General features: G+C 39.0%; 15 protein-coding genes. 8 read left to right on the top strand and 7 right to left on the bottom strand.

Going from position 1 to position 17,573, the window contains the following annotated elements; all coding sequences use genetic code 11:
- Nucleotides 1-52 precede the first annotated feature (52 nt).
- Entirely contained in the window at nt 53-1,219 is a 1,167-nt protein-coding gene (locus ABXG98_RS04015; RefSeq protein ID WP_353537389.1) for a methyl-accepting chemotaxis protein, read from the bottom strand.
- Nucleotides 1,220-1,376: 157 nt separating this feature from the next.
- Between ABXG98_RS04015 and ABXG98_RS04010 the strand changes: the two genes are divergently transcribed.
- Nucleotides 1,377-1,541: a DUF2897 family protein gene (locus ABXG98_RS04010; protein WP_353537388.1), complete on the top strand. Its 165-nt coding sequence runs from the start codon at nt 1,377-1,379 to the stop codon at nt 1,539-1,541.
- A 13-nt stretch (nt 1,542-1,554) separates the two neighbouring features.
- Here ABXG98_RS04010 and ppiC read toward each other — a convergent pair whose 3' ends face one another.
- Nucleotides 1,555-1,833, bottom strand: coding sequence for a peptidylprolyl isomerase PpiC (gene ppiC / locus ABXG98_RS04005; protein WP_353537387.1), 279 nt, complete (start codon nt 1,831-1,833; stop codon nt 1,555-1,557).
- Nucleotides 1,834-1,989: 156 nt separating this feature from the next.
- Between ppiC and can the strand changes: the two genes are divergently transcribed.
- The gene (gene can, locus ABXG98_RS04000) at nt 1,990-2,595 is read left to right on the top strand and encodes a carbonate dehydratase (protein WP_353537386.1); all 606 of its coding nucleotides are present in this window, start codon (nt 1,990-1,992) and stop codon (nt 2,593-2,595) included.
- A gap of 88 nt (nt 2,596-2,683) precedes the next feature.
- Here the strand turns inward: can and hppD are convergent, their stop codons facing one another.
- The 5 genes from hppD to ABXG98_RS03975 form a co-directional block, all read right to left on the bottom strand.
- The gene (gene hppD / locus ABXG98_RS03995; protein WP_353537385.1) at nt 2,684-3,763 is read right to left on the bottom strand and encodes a 4-hydroxyphenylpyruvate dioxygenase; all 1,080 of its coding nucleotides are present in this window, start codon (nt 3,761-3,763) and stop codon (nt 2,684-2,686) included.
- Nucleotides 3,764-4,036: 273 nt separating this feature from the next.
- On the bottom strand, nt 4,037-5,842 hold the full coding sequence (locus ABXG98_RS03990; protein WP_353537384.1) for a DEAD/DEAH box helicase: 1,806 nt from the start codon (nt 5,840-5,842) through the stop codon (nt 4,037-4,039).
- Nucleotides 5,843-6,299: 457 nt separating this feature from the next.
- On the bottom strand, nt 6,300-8,207 hold the full coding sequence (locus ABXG98_RS03985; RefSeq protein ID WP_353537383.1) for an MFS transporter: 1,908 nt from the start codon (nt 8,205-8,207) through the stop codon (nt 6,300-6,302).
- Between the two features lie 195 nt (nt 8,208-8,402).
- Entirely contained in the window at nt 8,403-10,796 is a 2,394-nt protein-coding gene (locus ABXG98_RS03980; RefSeq protein WP_353537382.1) for a Lon protease family protein, read from the bottom strand.
- Between the two features lie 122 nt (nt 10,797-10,918).
- Nucleotides 10,919-11,404 carry a zinc ribbon-containing protein gene (locus tag ABXG98_RS03975; protein WP_353537381.1) on the bottom strand — a complete coding sequence of 162 codons (486 nt, stop codon included), beginning with the start codon at nt 11,402-11,404 and terminating at the stop codon, nt 10,919-10,921.
- 209 nt (nt 11,405-11,613) lie between these two features.
- Between ABXG98_RS03975 and leuS the strand changes: the two genes are divergently transcribed.
- The 6 genes from leuS (at nt 11,614) to rlmH (ending at nt 17,492) form a co-directional block, all read left to right on the top strand.
- Nucleotides 11,614-14,244 carry a leucine--tRNA ligase gene (gene leuS, locus ABXG98_RS03970; protein ID WP_353537380.1) on the top strand — a complete coding sequence of 877 codons (2,631 nt, stop codon included), beginning with the start codon at nt 11,614-11,616 and terminating at the stop codon, nt 14,242-14,244.
- Between the two features lies 1 nt (nt 14,245).
- Nucleotides 14,246-14,797 carry an LPS-assembly lipoprotein LptE gene (locus ABXG98_RS03965; RefSeq protein ID WP_353537379.1) on the top strand — a complete coding sequence of 184 codons (552 nt, stop codon included), beginning with the start codon at nt 14,246-14,248 and terminating at the stop codon, nt 14,795-14,797.
- 31 nt (nt 14,798-14,828) lie between these two features.
- Nucleotides 14,829-15,890: a DNA polymerase III subunit delta gene (gene holA / locus ABXG98_RS03960; protein ID WP_353537378.1), complete on the top strand. Its 1,062-nt coding sequence runs from the start codon at nt 14,829-14,831 to the stop codon at nt 15,888-15,890.
- 2 nt (nt 15,891-15,892) lie between these two features.
- Nucleotides 15,893-16,552 (top strand): nicotinate-nucleotide adenylyltransferase, encoded by a 660-nt coding sequence (nadD, locus tag ABXG98_RS03955; RefSeq protein WP_353537377.1) that lies wholly within the window; start codon nt 15,893-15,895, stop codon nt 16,550-16,552.
- 127 nt (nt 16,553-16,679) lie between these two features.
- Nucleotides 16,680-17,003: a ribosome silencing factor gene (rsfS, locus tag ABXG98_RS03950; protein WP_353537376.1), complete on the top strand. Its 324-nt coding sequence runs from the start codon at nt 16,680-16,682 to the stop codon at nt 17,001-17,003.
- Between the two features lie 18 nt (nt 17,004-17,021).
- Nucleotides 17,022-17,492, top strand: a complete 471-nt coding sequence (rlmH, locus tag ABXG98_RS03945; RefSeq protein WP_353537375.1) for a 23S rRNA (pseudouridine(1915)-N(3))-methyltransferase RlmH — start codon at nt 17,022-17,024, stop codon at nt 17,490-17,492.
- Nucleotides 17,493-17,573 lie beyond the last annotated feature (81 nt).

Raw genomic sequence — 17,573 nt, 5'->3', positions numbered from 1 at the left:
CTAAAAGCAGGCTAGTCCTAGCATGCTTTTATCTTCTGTAGAGTTCACTACACTAAACACAAATACGATTTAAAGTACTATCAACCACCGCTGTTGTTTCTTGTTGCTTATTGGCGTGTTTCTCTACAGAAACTAATCCCTCATTAATATCGCGACTTAAGGACACTACCGCTACCATGCTGTCATTAATTGAGGCAGTTGAGTTTTGTTGCTCTTGAGTACCTTGTGCTATTTGCGAGGTTAAACTGTCAACCTGCTCAAAAGCATCACTTATTTGTTCTAACGCTGATACAACTTCTGCTGACTGATCTAAGCTATCCTGTGACAAGCGTTGGCCACGAGTTACCGCCGAAACAGCATCAATTGTTTTGGTTTGTAAACCTTCAACCATTGATTGTATCTCTACGGTTGACTCTTGAGTTCGGTGAGCTAAGGCTCTAACTTCATCAGCAACAACGGCAAAACCTCTACCTTGCTCACCCGCACGAGCAGCTTCAATAGCGGCATTAAGCGCTAACAAATTAGTTTGCTCTGCAATACCACGAATAACATCTAATACTGAACCAATGCGGGCGCTCTCCCCTTGTAACAATTCTAAATCATTGGCCATAGTGGCCACTTCAGTGGCAAAAGACTTAATGGTATTTTGGCTAGTATTTGAAGATGATATACCTTGTTTCAGTGTGGTCATCACCTCAGTAAAGGTTTCACTGACTTGCTCGGCATTACTTGATAGAACAGATGATGTAGTTGCAACTTCTTCAATAGATTGTGCCATTTGCTCGACTTGAGAAACTGATTCATCAACCGCCTTAGCTGAGGCTTGTATTCGCACAGCCAGTCGATTTGAGCCCTGACTTAATGCACTTGATTCATTTCTGATGTTGCTGATAATATCGGCCAAAGCGACAATAAAATCACTCAACTGGTTGGTAATTTCACCGAGTTCATCGGCGTTAGTATCGGTAAGTGGTCCTGAAGGGGCTTGCTCAGTGCTAACGACTAAGTCTAAATAGTGTTTTAATTTGCCTATTCGTTTAGTTAACTGCTGGTTAAAGTAGAATACGCTTAAACCCGCTTGGGTGGCAATCAACGCCAACATAATAGCCAAAACAGTGTATTTACTGAATGTATCTGCTGAAAATAAAATAACAAGACTAAAGACAATACCTACAACAACCATAGGTAAAATAAGTTTGATACTTAAATGTTTATTCATAATACGACCCTAGAAACTTTTTTTTATTATAATAGTATAATCCTAATTTGATAAGTTACCTGTAAATCATCTAATTTGCTATGATTATTACCAATTAACTAAGGTTTAGCGTAGGATTAACTAATGTAAACATAGCTAATCAAAAAGGAAGCGTCATATGTCATTTGTTGAATTAATGATCATCATTTTAGCTTTGGGCTCGATTATTGGCGCTATTATGGTCCTCAAAAAATCGGCAAAAAAGTTTGATCTTAGTGAAGAGCAACTAGCAAAAATCAAAAAGAGAAATGAAGATTTAGATCGAGAAGATCGAGAAAGTTGAGTCTTTTATAGCCTTAATTACGATACAAGGTTTTAATTAAATGGTAGCCAAATTTTGTTTTTATTGGCCCATGTACTGTTAATAACGCTTTTTTAAAGACCACATCATCAAACGCCTTTACCATCTGACCTTTGCGAAATTCACCCAAATCGCCTCCTTTCTTTTTTGATGGGCAAATGGAAAATTTTTTCGCTAATTGAGCAAAATCTGCACCGTTATCTAACTTTTGTTTTAACGCTATTGCTTCTTGCTGTGTTTTTACTAAGATATGAACTGCCGCCGCCGTTGCCATAGTTTTACTCATTAAATATAGTGTAAGGACTTATTATAGCGCTATATTAATTGACTGGTAATACCATAATTTACTTTTACTTAAGCTTTTTATGACATAAAATGTCACCAAGTCATTTTTGGCAACTGCATTTAATCTGATAGGCACTTTAATTTTATGAGCACAATAAAACATTTATTTGACAACAATAAACGTTGGGCAGACGAAATATTAGCCCAAGACCCTAGTTTTTTTAAAAACCTTTCTGAACAACAAACACCAAAATACCTATGGATAGGTTGTTCTGACTCGCGGGTACCTGCAAATGAACTGTTAGGTATGATGCCTGGCGAAGTATTTGTTCACCGTAATATTGCCAACCAAGTGATTCACACCGATCTTAACTGTCTTTCGGTAATTCAGTTTGCCGTAGAAGTTCTTAAGGTGGAAGACATCATTGTCTGTGGTCATTACCGCTGCGGTGGCATTCAAGCAGCCTATAATGACCAAAGCCTAGGATTAATTGATAACTGGCTACGTCATATTCAAAATGTTTACCGTTTTAATAAGAAAAAATTAGATGCTATTGAAGGTGATGCTGAGCGCTTAAACTTATTATGCGAGCTCAATGTCATGGAGCAAGTTGCCAATGTTGCTAATTCAACTATTCTTCGCAGTGCATGGGAAGCCAAACAGAACGTAACCGTTCATGGTTTGGTCTACAATGTCCATGATGGAATTTTGAAAGATTTAAATGTTTCTGTAAACGCGAACACTAAATAAAAAGCAATTATTATTTATCGCTAACAATAATGAGTTGGAAAAGCTTTAACACATTTTCCAACTCATATGCCACTAAGCAAATATAGTGCTATAGCACACCTCGCTCCATTTGATTTAATTCAATAGACTTAAACAGAGTCGAAAAGTTACCTTCGCCAAACCCTTGATCATTAACACGCTGAATCATTTCAATGAAAATCGGACCAAATAAATTTTTAGTGAAAATTTGTAATAAATAGGAGTTTTCACTTTGACTATCAACTAAAATTTGATGCTCTCTAATTTTATCTTTGTCTTCTTTCACCCAAGGTACGCGGTCAAAAATTTCATCATAATATTCAGGTACAATATGTAGGGTATCTATCACGCTGCGATCTAGCTTTTCTAACGAGCTAACTAAGTCATCGGTGATAAAGGCTAAATGCTGGACTCCGGGTCCATTATATTCCGACAAATATTCATCAATTTGATTATCCTTATTGCCTTTACCTTCATTAATTGGAATACAAAAAGTACCACATGGTGATTGCAGAGCGTAAGAAATTAGCGCCGTTTTAACCCCCTTTATGTCGAAATAGCGTACTTCAGTAAAGCCAAACACGTCTTTATAAAAATCAGCCCACCTAGTCATGGTTCCTTGATAGACATTATTGGTTAAATGGTCAACCGCTAAAAAGCCCTTGTCTTCTACCACAACAGGCTCATGGTGCGCTTCAAAGTCGGTGTCATAAATAACACCTTTATTTTTACCAACATTACTTTCATAAGGTGCAAAGTTTTCAATAAAATAAATTAAGCTATCACCTATCCCGTAAATAGCGGGATAAGGTAATTTATTGTCGGCATGTTCTGCGGATTTTGCACCACGTTTAACCGCTTGTTCAAACGCGAAGTTAGCGTCTTCAACACGCCAGCCCATTGAACATATTGCGGGACCATGGCTTTTGGCGAATTCTTTAGAGAAGCCTTGAGTTTCCCTATTTAGTAAAAAGTGGATATCATTTTGATTAAAATAATCAATATCACGGCCTTTAAATGTTTTAGTTTTTGAAAAGCCAAAACCATAAAAAGCTTGTTCCATAAAATCAGAGTCAGGGCTCGCATACTCGGTAAATTCTATACCACAAAGTTTTAATGGGTTATTGGTTGCAGGTTTAGCGTCAGTCATTTGATTATCTCTTCTACTATAATTCAACTTGTTATCGCTTTATTATCTAGATGTATTTGCAATTGCGAAAGCCTCTGTCAAATTGACAGCAAAATGGACATGTAAATGTATATGTACGACTAATAAGACGAAAAATGAACAGAAAGAAAGCAAGCCTATATACAGGCTTGCAGTGCGATGTAAGTGATTATTTACAGGCAAGAAAAAAGGCGCTAAAAGCGCCTTTTCATTATGCTATATCTAAACCTTAATAGGCTCAGTTTCATATAGTGGTTAGTTATGGCGTGAAGAACGCTCTTTATTGCGACGTGGAGCTTGTTGTTTCTCTATTCTCTCTTCTGAGGCACTAATAGCAATTGGTTGTCGACGAACACGCACGCCTTTTAACTGCTTGAATAAATCAGCTGGGATACCTTTAGGTAATTGCACAAAGCTATGCTTTTCATGTAAGTTGATAGCGCCAATGTAGCTGCTGTCTAGCGAAATTTCATTAGCAATAGCGCCAACGATATCACCTGGACGCGCACCGTGATCTTTACCCACTTCTAAACGATATGTCTGCCAATCAACATCATTACGGTTCACTCTTTCTTTACGTGGCTTATCATCACGAGCGCCACGGGCACCGGCACGTTCGCCACGACGATTATCACGACCACGATCGTTTCTATCTCGACCATTTCTATCGCGACTATTATTGTCGCGGGCTTCACGGCGTGGTTTCGGATCTTCTTTAGGCTGTAAAGGCTGTTTTAATTGCTTTTGATACAATAACGCAGCCGCAATATCTGTCATCGACATTTCTGATTCATTCGCCATAGATTCAACGATTTCACGCATGCTGGCTAAATCTTTAGACGCAACAATATTTGCCATATCATTGCGCGCACGTTCGATACGCTTTTTGCCAAGTTCTTGAATATTTGGCAATTCATACATTTCAACTTTGCCTGAGGTTAAACGCTCATAGTGACGAAGAGAATACATTTCACGTGGACGAACAAACGCAATAGACATACCTTCACGACCTGCACGGCCAGTACGTCCAATACGGTGAACATAAGCTTCATTGTCACCCGGCAGATCATAGTTTATCACTAAAGAAATACGCGGAATGTCTAGACCACGAGCAACCACATCAGTAGCCACCAAAATAGACGATTTACCCGATTTCATTTGTTCGATACAACGCTCACGTTGAGCTTGGTTCATATCACCATTTAACGCCAGTGCAGGATAACCTGCACTTTCTAGTTTCTCTGCTACATCAACCGTATCATTTCGAGTACGTACAAAAATAATCATCGCATCATAATCAACAATTTCAGCAATGCGTTCTAACGCAGTCATTTTAGTAATGCCGGTAACTTTCCACGCGAATTGACTGATATTAGCTTTTGCTTTTTTAACAGCTGCAATTTTAATATGCTCAGGATCTTTTAAGAAACGATTAGCTATCTTGCGAATTGCTGGCGGCATAGTCGCAGAAAATAAAGCCATCTGAGTTGTTTTAGGTAAATGATCCAAAATCCATTGAATGTCTTCTAAAAATCCCATATTCAACATTTCATCTGCTTCATCAAGCACACAAAAACGTAAATCTCCTAATTTTAAGCTTTTACGGCGTAAATGATCCATTAATCGACCCGGCGTTCCTACAACAACCTGCGCTCCGCGCTCTAATTGTTGAAACTGAGGTCCGTAAGATTGTCCACCATATAGGGTTGCTACACGTAGGCCTTTCATATTTTTACCGAAAGACTCTATTGCTTCTGCAACTTGCATTGCTAATTCACGTGTTGGTGCTAGCACCATTAACTGTGGCTTTTTAATTGAAGTATCTATTTGTGCTAATGCCGGTAAACCAAATGCCGCTGTTTTACCTGTACCTGTTTGTGCTTCACCTAATACATCTTTACCTGCTAATAAAGGTGGAATTGTCTGTGCTTGAATTTGTGTTGCAGAAGTAAAGCCTATTGAGGTTACCGCGGTTAATAAGTCGTTTGGTAAACCTAAGGTGTCAAAGCCAATGGTATTTAAGGCTTGGTCGTTTTTTTCAGTATTTATTTGTTCAGTCATTTTAATTTCATCTTTTTAGGCAGGTCTTGAAAAAATCTCTAAAAAGGAAAGGCAGCAAAAAATAAACAGCAAAAGATAGTTAGCCTTTAGACATAACAAACGTTATGAAAGCTTACTGAATTGGAATAAATTTTAATTGCTAAGTCTTAACCTGCGTACATCATACGAGGAAACCACCAGGAAGACTTAAAGCGCATAGCGTTTAGTACGCTATATTTCTGCTGGAAACGATATGTTCAGCTGGGCAAGTCTATTGGGCGGAAAACCCCCACTCATTTTCGGTGGGCGTATTCTTTTTTACTCTTAAGCTAAAAATACGCCTCGTGCTAGGGACAACTCTCAAGTAAGAGCCATCATGCGTTAGTTTACTCTAAAAACTAACATTCCTTCACCGAGGCGCGCATTATACACAAAGCATACCAGTTTGCAAGTAATAATGCGTTTTCGCCAATACTGTTTAACTCGTTAGGTAGTGAGAATGCTTTTTATCCGCCGTTAAAACATGCCCTGGAAACCATAATTTAAGCATTACCACGAGTTTTTTTAACTGGTTTTGATTGCATTGCTTCACCTTTTTCTGCCAGTCTAATATTTCTTTTTCTAACACTAAGTGACTTTGCTGGTGTGCATCAAAATCTGGACATTGATTGGCTTTAAGCAAGCTTTCTTCATAATCAAAATGTTGACGTGTCGAGACCACAAGCTCTTGTACAAGTGGTGCAAACTGCTCATAGCTTTCACCTTTGTTGACCGCAACATCAATGCGGTTAATTAAGTTCATTAAGTGCTTATGTTGCTCATCTATTGCTTCAACCCCCACACTAAACCTTTCATTCCAACTGAGTAGTGGCGATAAAAACTCATCTCCACCACCATTAAGCAAATGAGTAAACTTTTTTTCTACATCAAAAGGCACTTCTGCTTGCTTCATAATGCTGTGATGCATCCATGCAAGGCAAATTGTAGATATAGCAAACATAAACATCCATGCGCTAGTCCAAAGCCCAGTCCACTCTAGCAAATAACCAAAAATGATAGGACAAACAAAGCCACCTAAACCACCAAGGACACCCACCATACCACCAACAACACCCACCTCTTCAGGGAAATAATCAGGTATATGTTTATATACTGCAGCTTTACCTATGCCCCAAACACTACCTAATGCCACAACCATAACCGCAAAGATCCACACATTAGCCTGAAAATAGATGCGAGTAACGCCTTTAGCTAGTAATTCTTTTTTAGTGATTTCTTGACCAACGGTCACCACACTTTCTTGCCATATTTCTTTGGTTGGAAACACTAACATTTGTTCTTCTAAGTTTTCAAAACCTTGGGTTTTAACTTTTAACTGATAGACCCTGTCGTCAACCACTATTGCGTTTTCAGTGACTTGTGTCACCGTACCTGACGCCTTGGCCATGATACCTTGTCCGGTAGAGTACACTTCCATTTTCGGCACAGACAGCGCCATTGTCATAATGACTGAGAATGCCAACACCCAATACATCACTTTGCGGGCGCCCATTTTATCAGACATCCATCCGCCCAAGGCTCGAATCACACCTGAAGGAAAACTAAATAAGGCTGCTAAAATACCTGCTGTAACTAACGGCATATAATAAACATTAACAAAATACGGTACTAACCATTGCGAAAAAGCGACAAAACAACCGAACACTAAAAAGTAATATAAGCCAAAGCGCCACACACGAACGTTACTTAGTGGCTTAAGCATTTCACGCACTGGTTTATTATGTGTAGCAGGTTTTTTATTGGTGGTAAAAAAAACAAAAATAATACCCATCACGACCAAAACAGCAGCATACATTACCGGTAATTCACGCCAACCCTCAATATTTACGCCATTATCCGTCAAAGAATTCAGCATTGTCGGGGCTGTTAACGTGGTAATAGCAGCTCCCGCATTACCGGCGCCAAAAATACCTAGCGCCATTCCTTGTTTTTCTCTTGGATACCAAATCGAGGTGAAAGCAATCCCCACAGAAAAACTAGCCCCAGCTAGACCAAAGCCAAAACTACAAGCAGCAAAAAACCAGAAACTATCGGCGTGAGACAGCAGATACATTGGAATTGCACAGAAAAACAACAAACCAGCAAAGACAGGTTTACCACCAAACTTATCGGTTAAAATACCCGCAGGCAGTCGAAAGACAGCACCTGTTAAAACTGGAATACCCATCAACCAGCCAATTTCTACTGGCCCCCAGTTATACACTTGGTTTGAAGCTAAATATGTCACTAAAACGCCATTTAGCATCCACACAGCAAAACAAACTGTGAAAGCAAACGTGTTGATGAAGAGCATTTTGTGTGACTGGAAAGTTGCAGTTGTTTGCATAGCAATATCTCTTTTATTGAAGCACTATGATAAAAATGATTTAAATAGCTTTTTTTAAAAGCTTAGTATAAAAAAACAATCTAAAAACTGAAATACATGGGATGACAATTTTAGTTGAATTATTCCATGAGATTGTCAGTGTTCTATTAACAGGACAAAAAAAATCTGCTGTTAAAGCGCCAATTTGAACAAAGGCTATTCTTCAGCCCCTTCTAACAATTCAGCAAAATGAGATAGTTTAGCCAAAGCCAAACCATGAATAGATTTTTTCGGATATCTTCCCACACTATTGGTAACACCTGAGGTGGTATTCATTAACAATTCCAAGGCTTGATCGATAGTTTCAACCGCATAAATAGCAAACTCACCTCGCTCAACTGCCGCAATCACTTCGGTATTTAACATCAAGTTAATAACATTTGTTTGTGGAATGATCACCCCTTGCGTTCCGGTTAAGCCTTTGTCTTGACAAAGCTGGAAAAAGCCTTCTATTTTTTCATTAACCCCGCCAATAGATTGAACTTCCCCGTGCTGGTTAATCGAGCCAGTAATCGCTAATCCTTGATCGATAGGCAATAAGGTTACAGCTGAAATTAATGCGCACAGTTCAGCCATTGAAGCACTGTCGCCATCAATGTGTCCATAAGACTGTTCAATTGCAATGTTAGCAGAAATAGCCACAGGGAAATCTTGCCCGTATTTATGCCCTAAATAACCCGTTAAAAGTAACACCCCTTTAGAATGAATTGATTTACCTAAATCGACTTCACGCTCTATGTCTGTTACCCCTTGGCTACCGGCATAAACTGTTGCGCTAATTCTTGCAGGCGTACCAAAAACACTACCGCCAATTTCTAAAACGGTTAAACCGTTGACTTTACCGACACACTTTCCTTCTGTGCTGATCAAAACTTGCTGTTCTTTGATTTCATCGAGCCAGGTTTCGCTTAACCTGCCAGTACGGCGTTTTTTAGCTGTCAAAGCCATAGCAACGTGGGCTGCTGTTAAAGGCCCTTTTGCGCCAGTTTTTGACCAACAATAGTTAGCTTCGTCCAATAAATCATTAACTTGAACTATATTGGCAGAGATTTTTTGTTGGTGTTCGGCTCGTCTTAGTGCATAACGCACCAGCTCAAGCACCGCTTCATCTTCGATATCAGGGTAGTGATAATTAAATGCCCGTTGACGGATCAAATTACCAAAAGCGAGTAAATTGTCCTCAGTTTTTTCTAAATGGTGATCAAAATCAGCCAACACTCGAAACAGTTCAGTAAACTCTTGATCATAATCTTGTAAGGTGTAATAAATCTCAGCATCACCTAACAAAATCACTTTAACCTGTAGCGGTATTTTTTCTGGTTGTAAACTGTATGCGCCGGGTTGACTCATTTCAGTATAGGGGTTTTCTATGGTTATTTGTCCGGTTTTTAGCGCTAACTTCAAACGTGACCAAACTAACGGCTGAGTTAACAGCTTATCTGCATCAAGTAATAAATACCCCCCATTTGCCTTATGCAATGCGCCTGGGCGAATTAATCGATAGCTGCTATAGCTATTACCTTGAAAACTAGCAAAATCAACATGACCAAAAAGGTTTTGATAGGTTGGGTTTTGCTCATAAACCGTAGGGGCACCATCATCGATATTTCGCGGGACTAATAAGTTAGGTAAGAACCGCTCTACCATAAGTTTTCGTAATTCTTTATCGTTTAATGAGTCATCTTCATCATTCACTAAAATTTCGAGTGAGGCGTCAACAATATGTGCTTTAACTCGGCTTAAGTATCTGAGCACACCCTCATTTTCTTTAAACTCTTGCTCTAATTCGGTTAGATACGGTTTAATTGCTTGTTCAGCCGTGTCATATTTTAATTGTCGCAACTTATTCGACGATTCGCGTTTCCATAATGGTAGCTCAAGCAGTTGCTCTGCAAGCACCACTTCAAGCTCGGCTAATAATTGATAAAACTTAGCGCGATCTTTTTCATCTATACTAGCAAATTCTTTATCATTGAGTGGTTGACCGTTAACTAAAGGAGCAAAACCCACTTCACCATTTTCTTCATAGAGTGAAACATTATTGTTTAAAGCAATTTCCTCAACTTTAGCAATAGCTTCATCGTATTTTTTATTAAACTCACGATCAATGGCCGATTTTTGCCTTTGATAGCCTGGGTTATCAAAAATTTCAGGGAATAAGTCCATCAACTCATCAATAAATTTATTGATACGAGATAAAAGCTGCTTGCCGTCACCAGGGTTAACATATAGTTTGTGCGGCGCATGGTTTTCATCAAAATTATTGATATAACACCATTCAACCGGCGTAGCTTGGGTTTTAGCTAATTCATTTAACAATTGCTTAATCAAGGTTTGCCGGCCAATACCATGTTCGCCCATAGCAAACACATTAAACCCTACCGCTGTCATCGAAAGACCAAAGTCGAGCGCCTCTTTAGCACGATCATGACCAACAAAGGTTTGCGTTATTTTACTGGCATGGAGTTTTTGAGCGAAAAGCGCTGCAGATAACGTTGAGCTTAGTTGAGATGGTGATAGTTTACATTGCAAAGCAGGCGTTGTGGTCATGTATATCCTTGAGAAAAAATGCTTTTATTACGAGTACCTTGCTAAGTGTACTCGCTAAGCGCTTGACTAACAATAATAAGTCCAACAAATTGACTGATAACTAGCTAAAAAACAATTGAAAATTAAGGATCTAGCGGCAAACGGATAAAACTGTCACCACCGCATTCTGCACAGGCCGGCACCTCACTAAGATGGGTAATGGTTATTTGTTGATCACATTGCTGACACACTAATTCACCAAAACCAATAATATCATCTGTTTTATAGATGCCATCATGCTCAAAGTCATCCATAAGTTCAGCCCATTCCACCTGCGATTTGTCAGTTAATTGTGCTAGGTTTGACCACAATGTCTCATTTAATAACCCCAAGTAAATAGAATGTTGCGCTTGTGACTGATTTTGTTGATAAAAATCATGGAGATCATATTTCAAATTATCGGTAAATTGATTAACCTTCTCTTGCGACATGTTTTCAGCCGCCTCAATATACAACTTAGCCTGTTTAACAAGCTGAGTAATTTTCGGTTTTTGAATAGATTTCATCTCATCAAGCCAGTTATTTAACTCTTGATAAACCTCCATCAGATAGCCTTTTTTATTGCTCATAACCCCTTCCTATAACGTTTGGTTTTTATTCTTTTTATTAGTATAGACAAAATTACCAATTAAGCTTGTTGTTAACTAGTCAGATAAGGTATTCTATCGCGATAATTTATACTCTAAATATTGTGCTTTTTTATCTTCTGCTCAGCAAGAGTGATGTGAATAAACAAGTAAAATAACACCTAAATAATACAGCGTTCGAGATACCCTTAATGGAAGCCATTTATAATCCCCAAGCAATTGAAGAAACAGTTCAGACATTTTGGACTGAAAACGACACATTTAAAGCCGTTGAAGATGACAATAAAGAAAAGTTTTACTGCCTAGCCATGTTCCCGTACCCAAGTGGTCGATTACATATGGGGCATGTACGTAACTATAGTCTTGGTGATGTAATCGCTCGCTATCAGCGTATGCAAGGTAAAAATGTGATGCAACCTATGGGGTGGGATGCCTTTGGTTTGCCTGCAGAAAATGCCGCGATTAAAAATAAAAGCGCTCCTGGGAAATGGACTTATCAAAACATAGATTACATGCGCAACCAATTAAAATCACTAGGCTTTGGTTACGACTGGAACAGAGAATTAGCAACTTGTAAGCCTGATTATTATCGTTGGGAACAATGGTTTTTCACTCAATTGTTTGAAAAAGGCTTGGTATATAAGAAAAACGCGACGGTTAATTGGGATCCGGTTGATCAAACCGTTTTAGCAAACGAACAGGTCATTGATGGTCGTGGCTGGCGCTCTGGTGCGCTCATTGAAAAGAAAGAAATTCCACAATGGTTTATTAAAATTACCGATTACGCTCAAGAATTACTCGATGATTTAGATCAGTTAACTGATTGGCCAGAGCAGGTAAAAACCATGCAGCGTAACTGGATTGGACGCTCGCAAGGTGTTGATATGACCTTTGAAGTTGATGGACTCATTGAAGGCAAGACCCAAAGTTTTGATATATATACCACTCGTCCAGATACCTTAATGGGCGTTACTTATGTAGCCCTAGCGGCAGAGCATCCTCTAGCGGCCATTGCCGCGAAAGACAATACTGAGCTAGCGAACTTTATTGAAGAATGTAAAGGTAACCAAACTACCGAAGCTGATATGGCGGCAATGGAAAAAAAAGGCGTTGATACTGGCCTTAAAGCAATTCACCCGCTGACGGGTGAGTTAGTACCTGTTTGGGCAGCTAACTTTGTGTTAATGGATTACGGTTCAGGTGCTGTGATGTCAGTACCGGGTCATGATCAACGCGATTATGAATTTGCTAGCAAATACGGCCTTAAAATCACACAAGTTATCAGTAGCAGTTCAGAAAACGCCGAACAAGTGGATGATATTTCTAAAGCGGCGATTACTGAAAAAGGTACCTTGATTAATTCAGGTGAATTTGATGGTTTAAACTTTGAACAAGCGTTTGATGCTATTAGTCAACGATTAATTGATGAAAACAAAGGCAAAGTGACGACTAACTTCCGTCTTCGTGACTGGGGCGTTTCTCGACAACGCTATTGGGGAACACCTATCCCAATGATTAATCTAGCCAACGGTGAATCTGTACCTGTACCTGCAAAAGATTTACCTGTAGTTTTACCTGAAGACGTAGTCATGGATGGGGTAACGTCACCAATAAAAGACAACCCAGAATGGGCAAAAACCACCTACAATGGTGAAGCAGCATTACGTGAAACGGATACATTCGATACTTTTATGGAGTCATCTTGGTATTATGCTCGTTATTGCTCACCAAACGATGACACTCAAATGCTTGATCCTGCTAAAGCCAATTATTGGTTGCCGGTAGATCAGTATATTGGTGGCATCGAACACGCTATTTTACATTTACTGTATTCACGCTTTTTCCATAAATTACTGCGCGATGTTGGTTTAGTTAGCTGTAACGAACCGTACAAAAAATTACTGTGTCAAGGCATGGTGCTCGCTGATACTTATTATCGCGAAGCTGAAAACGGTGCTCAAGAATGGATTGCACCAAGTGATGTCAACGTAGACCGTGATGAAAAAGGCCAAGTAACTAAAGCTGTCAGTAAAATCGATGGTAATGCGGTGATTTCTGCCGGCATGAGTAAAATGTCAAAGTCAAAAAATAATGGTATTGATCCACAAGAAGTTATTAAAAAGTACGGCGCAGACACAGTTCGCTTATTTATTATGTTTACTTCACCACCAGAGCAAACACTAGAATGGTCTGACTCAGGGGTTGAAGGCGCGCATCGCTTTGTTAAACGAGTCTATAAAATCGTATTTGATTTTACTGAAACCATTAACGATGAACTGCCACCAGTACACGAGTTGAAATTAAATTCAGCGCAGAAAACACTTCGTCGTGAATTACATAAAACTATTGCTAAAGTAACTGATGATATTGGCCGCCGTAATACCTTTAATACTGCTATTGCCGCTATAATGGAGTTGATGAATCACTTAAGCAAAGCACCCATGGCTTCAGTTGAAGACCAAGCGGTTATGCTAGAATCACTTCACGCCGTTATTTTGATGTTAACGCCAATCACACCACATATGTGTCATTACTTATGGCAAGCTTTAGCGCAAAAAACTAACCGCAATCAAAATGAATCGGTTGAAAATGCGCAATGGCCAACTGTTGATGAAAACGCCTTAGTTGAAGACGAAAAGTTAATTATTGTTCAAGTCAATGGTAAGCTTCGGGCAAAAATAACAGTCGCTGCTGATGCAAGTAAAGAAACGGTTGAAACCTTAGGATTAAATGACGAAAATGTGGTTAAGTTCACTGAAGGTAACACCATTCGTAAAGTGATATATATTCCAGGTAAATTATTGAATATTGTGGCAAATTAACATGAGTTCACAACCGCATCCACGTGAAAGTCTCAAGGCGAACAAGCAGCTAAGTAAACTAGGGTTAATTATGCTATTAACCAGCTTTTTAACCGCCTGTGGCTTTCACATGCGTGGTAATTATTTACTCAGCGATGAACTACAAACAATATATGTGAGTTCAAGCGATGTTCATGGAGAGTTAACCCGTTTAGTCAAACAGCATTTATCACGTAATCAAGTCAATGTGCTTAACAGCAAAACGGCAAAATCACCTGAATTACGTATTGTTTCTGACAAACTTGATCGGAGAACCCTTTCACTATTTCAAAATGGACAAGTTGCTGAGTATGAATTGATTTATGCTGTGCATTACCAGCTTCGCTTTGCTACCAATAAACAAGGAGAGCCAAGTGATGAACGACAAGATTTTCATTTTGAATTAAACCGTGATTATCAAGACGATCCTAATTTATCATTAGCAAAATCTCGTGAGTTGTCGTTATTATTAAGTGAACTTAGGCAGTCTGCCGCAGATAAAATCTTACGTGACATGGCAAGAGTTCAACGATAACTAAATTTTTGTTTTATTGCACAAGGCTTACATGAAAATTTACCATAACAAGCTACAGCATACCCTAGCACAAGCATTTATGCCGGTATGGTTAGTGTTTGGTGATGAACCATGGCAAAAAAATGATAGCGTAGCAAGCATCATAAAACATGCTCAGCAGCAAGGCTTTAGTGAAATAATTCGTTTTAGTAGTGACAACAAGTTTGACTGGCATCAGCTCATTGACGAATATCAATCAATGAGCTTGTTTGCAAGCCAACGTATTATCGAAGTTGAATTTACAAGCATAAAAGTCGGTGATCACGGCAACAAAACCTTGTTAGCATTAAGTGAAATTCTTGAAAAAAATACAGCAATGCACGATGTTATTTTTATTTTTCATGGACCCAAGCTTGATGGCGCAAGTGCCAATCGTAAATGGTTTAAAAAACTCACACAATTAGGTTGCTACCTTCCTTTATATGATATTGACAACAAAAGCTTACCTCGATGGCTCCAAACACAAGCAAAAAGCCTAGCACTTAATTTATCGCCTGAACTCTCTTCATTATTGCTTACCCTATTTGAAGGCAATTTACCGGCTCTAGCACAAGAATTACAAAAACTTGCACTGTTGTTTCCAAATGTCCATCAAATCACCTTAGCCGATGCTGAGCAACTGGTGATCAATCAAGCAAAATTTAACCCCTTTCAACTGATGGATACGTTATTACAAGGCGATTGTCACAAGTGTATCGCCATGCTAGATCAGCTACAACAGGAAGGTGTTGCTATAAGTCAGCTAATGTGGGTGTTTCATAAAGAAATCAATCAACTTTATGCAATGTTAAATAAACTATCGCAAGGTACAACATTCAATGAACTCTATAAAGAATACCGTATTTGGGATAAACGAAAGCCTATTTACCAACACGCCCTAACAAATATGAACCTAGCAAATGTAAAACGGGCGATGGCACGGTTAGCCGACATTGATTTGATCAGTAAAAGCAGCAGTGAGTTTAATGCGTTTATTTTGTTGGCTGATCTGTGTTTGAGTCTTTATCATGGTGAAAAAATGCAACATTTTTCACTTAACTACGAATACAGTTAATCATGAAGCGGCTTGGCATTTTAGGGGGCACCTTTGATCCTATTCATCTTGGTCACACGCTACCAGCTAAAGTAGTTGCACAGCATTTATCATTAGATGAAATTTTGTTTATTCCTACCAGTATTCCTCCCCATAAAGCCTCACCAAGGGTAAGTGCTGCGCATAGAGCATCCATGGTTCAATTAGCTTGTACTGAAGAGCCACTTTTTAACTCTGATGAACGTGAGTTACATCGAGAAGGGTATTCATATACTGTTGATACTTTAAAAGCATTAGTACAAGAGTACCCACAAACACAGCTTTACTTTATTATCGGCCTAGATTCCTTATTAACCTTTACCACCTGGCATCAATACCATGACATTTTATCTTTGTGCCATTTAGTCGTTAATACCAGACCTAATTATCAACTAACTAACCTTAATCTGGCTACGCAAAATTTACTCAAACACCACAAAGTCGACGATATTGCTAGCTTAGCGACAACGAGAACAGGAAAGATATTTATACTCCCCAACGATTTACCCGACTATAAACAAGGGTTAGATCTCAATATTTCTTCTAGTGAAATAAGACAACGAATAAGCAGCCAGCAGCCCTGCGATCATCTTCTTTCAGAGAGTGTATGCGCTTTTATCAACAAAAATAAGCTTTATCGTTAACGAATACAGTAAAAAGTGTTATTATTTATCTCTTAATCTTATTTAATTGTAATTCAAACTTGGGTGCGGCAATTGTCGATGATTTACACCCAAATTAAACAATAAACCTGACACTAGGAAGAACACCTTGCAAACCGAAGAACTTAACGCATTTGTTATTGAAAAACTTGAAGACATGAAAGGCAGAGATATTGTTTCTCTTCATATTAGCGATAAAGCAAGCTTTGCCGACTATATGATAATCTGCTCTGGTAATTCCAATCGCCATGTCAAATCTATTGCACAATCAGTAGCAATGGAATGTCGAGCCGCTGGTGTAGAGCCACGAGGAATAGAAGGCAATGATGTTGGTGAGTGGTCTTTAGTAGACCTAAACGATATTATTGTGCACGTAATGACAGATGAGCAACGTGATATTTATAATTTAGAACAATTATGGGCTGAAGATTAAGTTTACTCGAGCTGATATATGAAACTCACTTTATATGCCGTTGGCACTAAAATGCCAGCTTGGGTGACCCAAGGTTTTAACGAATATGCTCGTCGCTTTCCTCGTGACTTATCGTTTAACTTAGTCGAGATTTGTGCAGGAAAACGCGGCAAGAATGCCGATATTGCGCGTATTTTAGAAAAAGAAGGTGAACAACTGCTTGCCGCTATTCCAAAAGGTAGCCATATTGTCACCTTAGAAGTAGAGGGTAAGCCTTGGACAACACCTCAACTTGCCCAACAACTTGAACGTTGGCAGTTAGACGGTCGTGATGTTGCATTACTCGTTGGCGGCCCAGAAGGATTAGCACCTGCTTGTATAAAAGCCAGCGCACAAAAATGGTCACTTTCACCGCTAACACTACCTCACCCCATGGTTCGAATTCTTATTGGTGAGAGTCTATATCGTGCTTGGAGTATTAATAACAACCACCCTTACCATAGAGAATAACCTTGGCGCCTCTTGATATGGTCATCAAAAATAATCGTAGTGTAAAACCTGTTCAAACTTACTCATCTAAGATGTTAGCCC

This window comes from Colwellia sp. KU-HH00111 (assembly GCF_040362745.1).
Lineage (GTDB): Bacteria > Pseudomonadota > Gammaproteobacteria > Enterobacterales > Alteromonadaceae > Colwellia.
Note: the sequence above shows the minus strand (reverse complement) of the source record. Positions and strands in the feature narration are given on the sequence as shown.

What these genes read in the sequence shown, in the direction of transcription:
- can (WP_353537386.1), top strand. Translation starts at nt 1,990, where the DNA reads ATGAGCACAATAAAACATTTATTTGACAACAATAAACGTTGGGCAGAC.
- ABXG98_RS04015 (WP_353537389.1), bottom strand. Translation starts at nt 1,219, where the DNA reads ATGAATAAACATTTAAGTATCAAACTTATTTTACCTATGGTTGTTGTA.
- nadD (WP_353537377.1), top strand. Translation starts at nt 15,893, where the DNA reads ATGAAGCGGCTTGGCATTTTAGGGGGCACCTTTGATCCTATTCATCTT.
- hppD (WP_353537385.1), bottom strand. Translation starts at nt 3,763, where the DNA reads ATGACTGACGCTAAACCTGCAACCAATAACCCATTAAAACTTTGTGGT.
- ppiC (WP_353537387.1), bottom strand. Translation starts at nt 1,833, where the DNA reads ATGGCAACGGCGGCGGCAGTTCATATCTTAGTAAAAACACAGCAAGAA.
- leuS (WP_353537380.1), top strand. Translation starts at nt 11,614, where the DNA reads ATGGAAGCCATTTATAATCCCCAAGCAATTGAAGAAACAGTTCAGACA.
- rlmH (WP_353537375.1), top strand. Translation starts at nt 17,022, where the DNA reads ATGAAACTCACTTTATATGCCGTTGGCACTAAAATGCCAGCTTGGGTG.
- holA (WP_353537378.1), top strand. Translation starts at nt 14,829, where the DNA reads ATGAAAATTTACCATAACAAGCTACAGCATACCCTAGCACAAGCATTT.
- ABXG98_RS04010 (WP_353537388.1), top strand. Translation starts at nt 1,377, where the DNA reads ATGTCATTTGTTGAATTAATGATCATCATTTTAGCTTTGGGCTCGATT.
- ABXG98_RS03980 (WP_353537382.1), bottom strand. Translation starts at nt 10,796, where the DNA reads ATGACCACAACGCCTGCTTTGCAATGTAAACTATCACCATCTCAACTA.
- ABXG98_RS03990 (WP_353537384.1), bottom strand. Translation starts at nt 5,842, where the DNA reads ATGACTGAACAAATAAATACTGAAAAAAACGACCAAGCCTTAAATACC.
- ABXG98_RS03975 (WP_353537381.1), bottom strand. Translation starts at nt 11,404, where the DNA reads ATGAGCAATAAAAAAGGCTATCTGATGGAGGTTTATCAAGAGTTAAAT.
- ABXG98_RS03985 (WP_353537383.1), bottom strand. Translation starts at nt 8,207, where the DNA reads ATGCAAACAACTGCAACTTTCCAGTCACACAAAATGCTCTTCATCAAC.
- ABXG98_RS03965 (WP_353537379.1), top strand. Translation starts at nt 14,246, where the DNA reads ATGAGTTCACAACCGCATCCACGTGAAAGTCTCAAGGCGAACAAGCAG.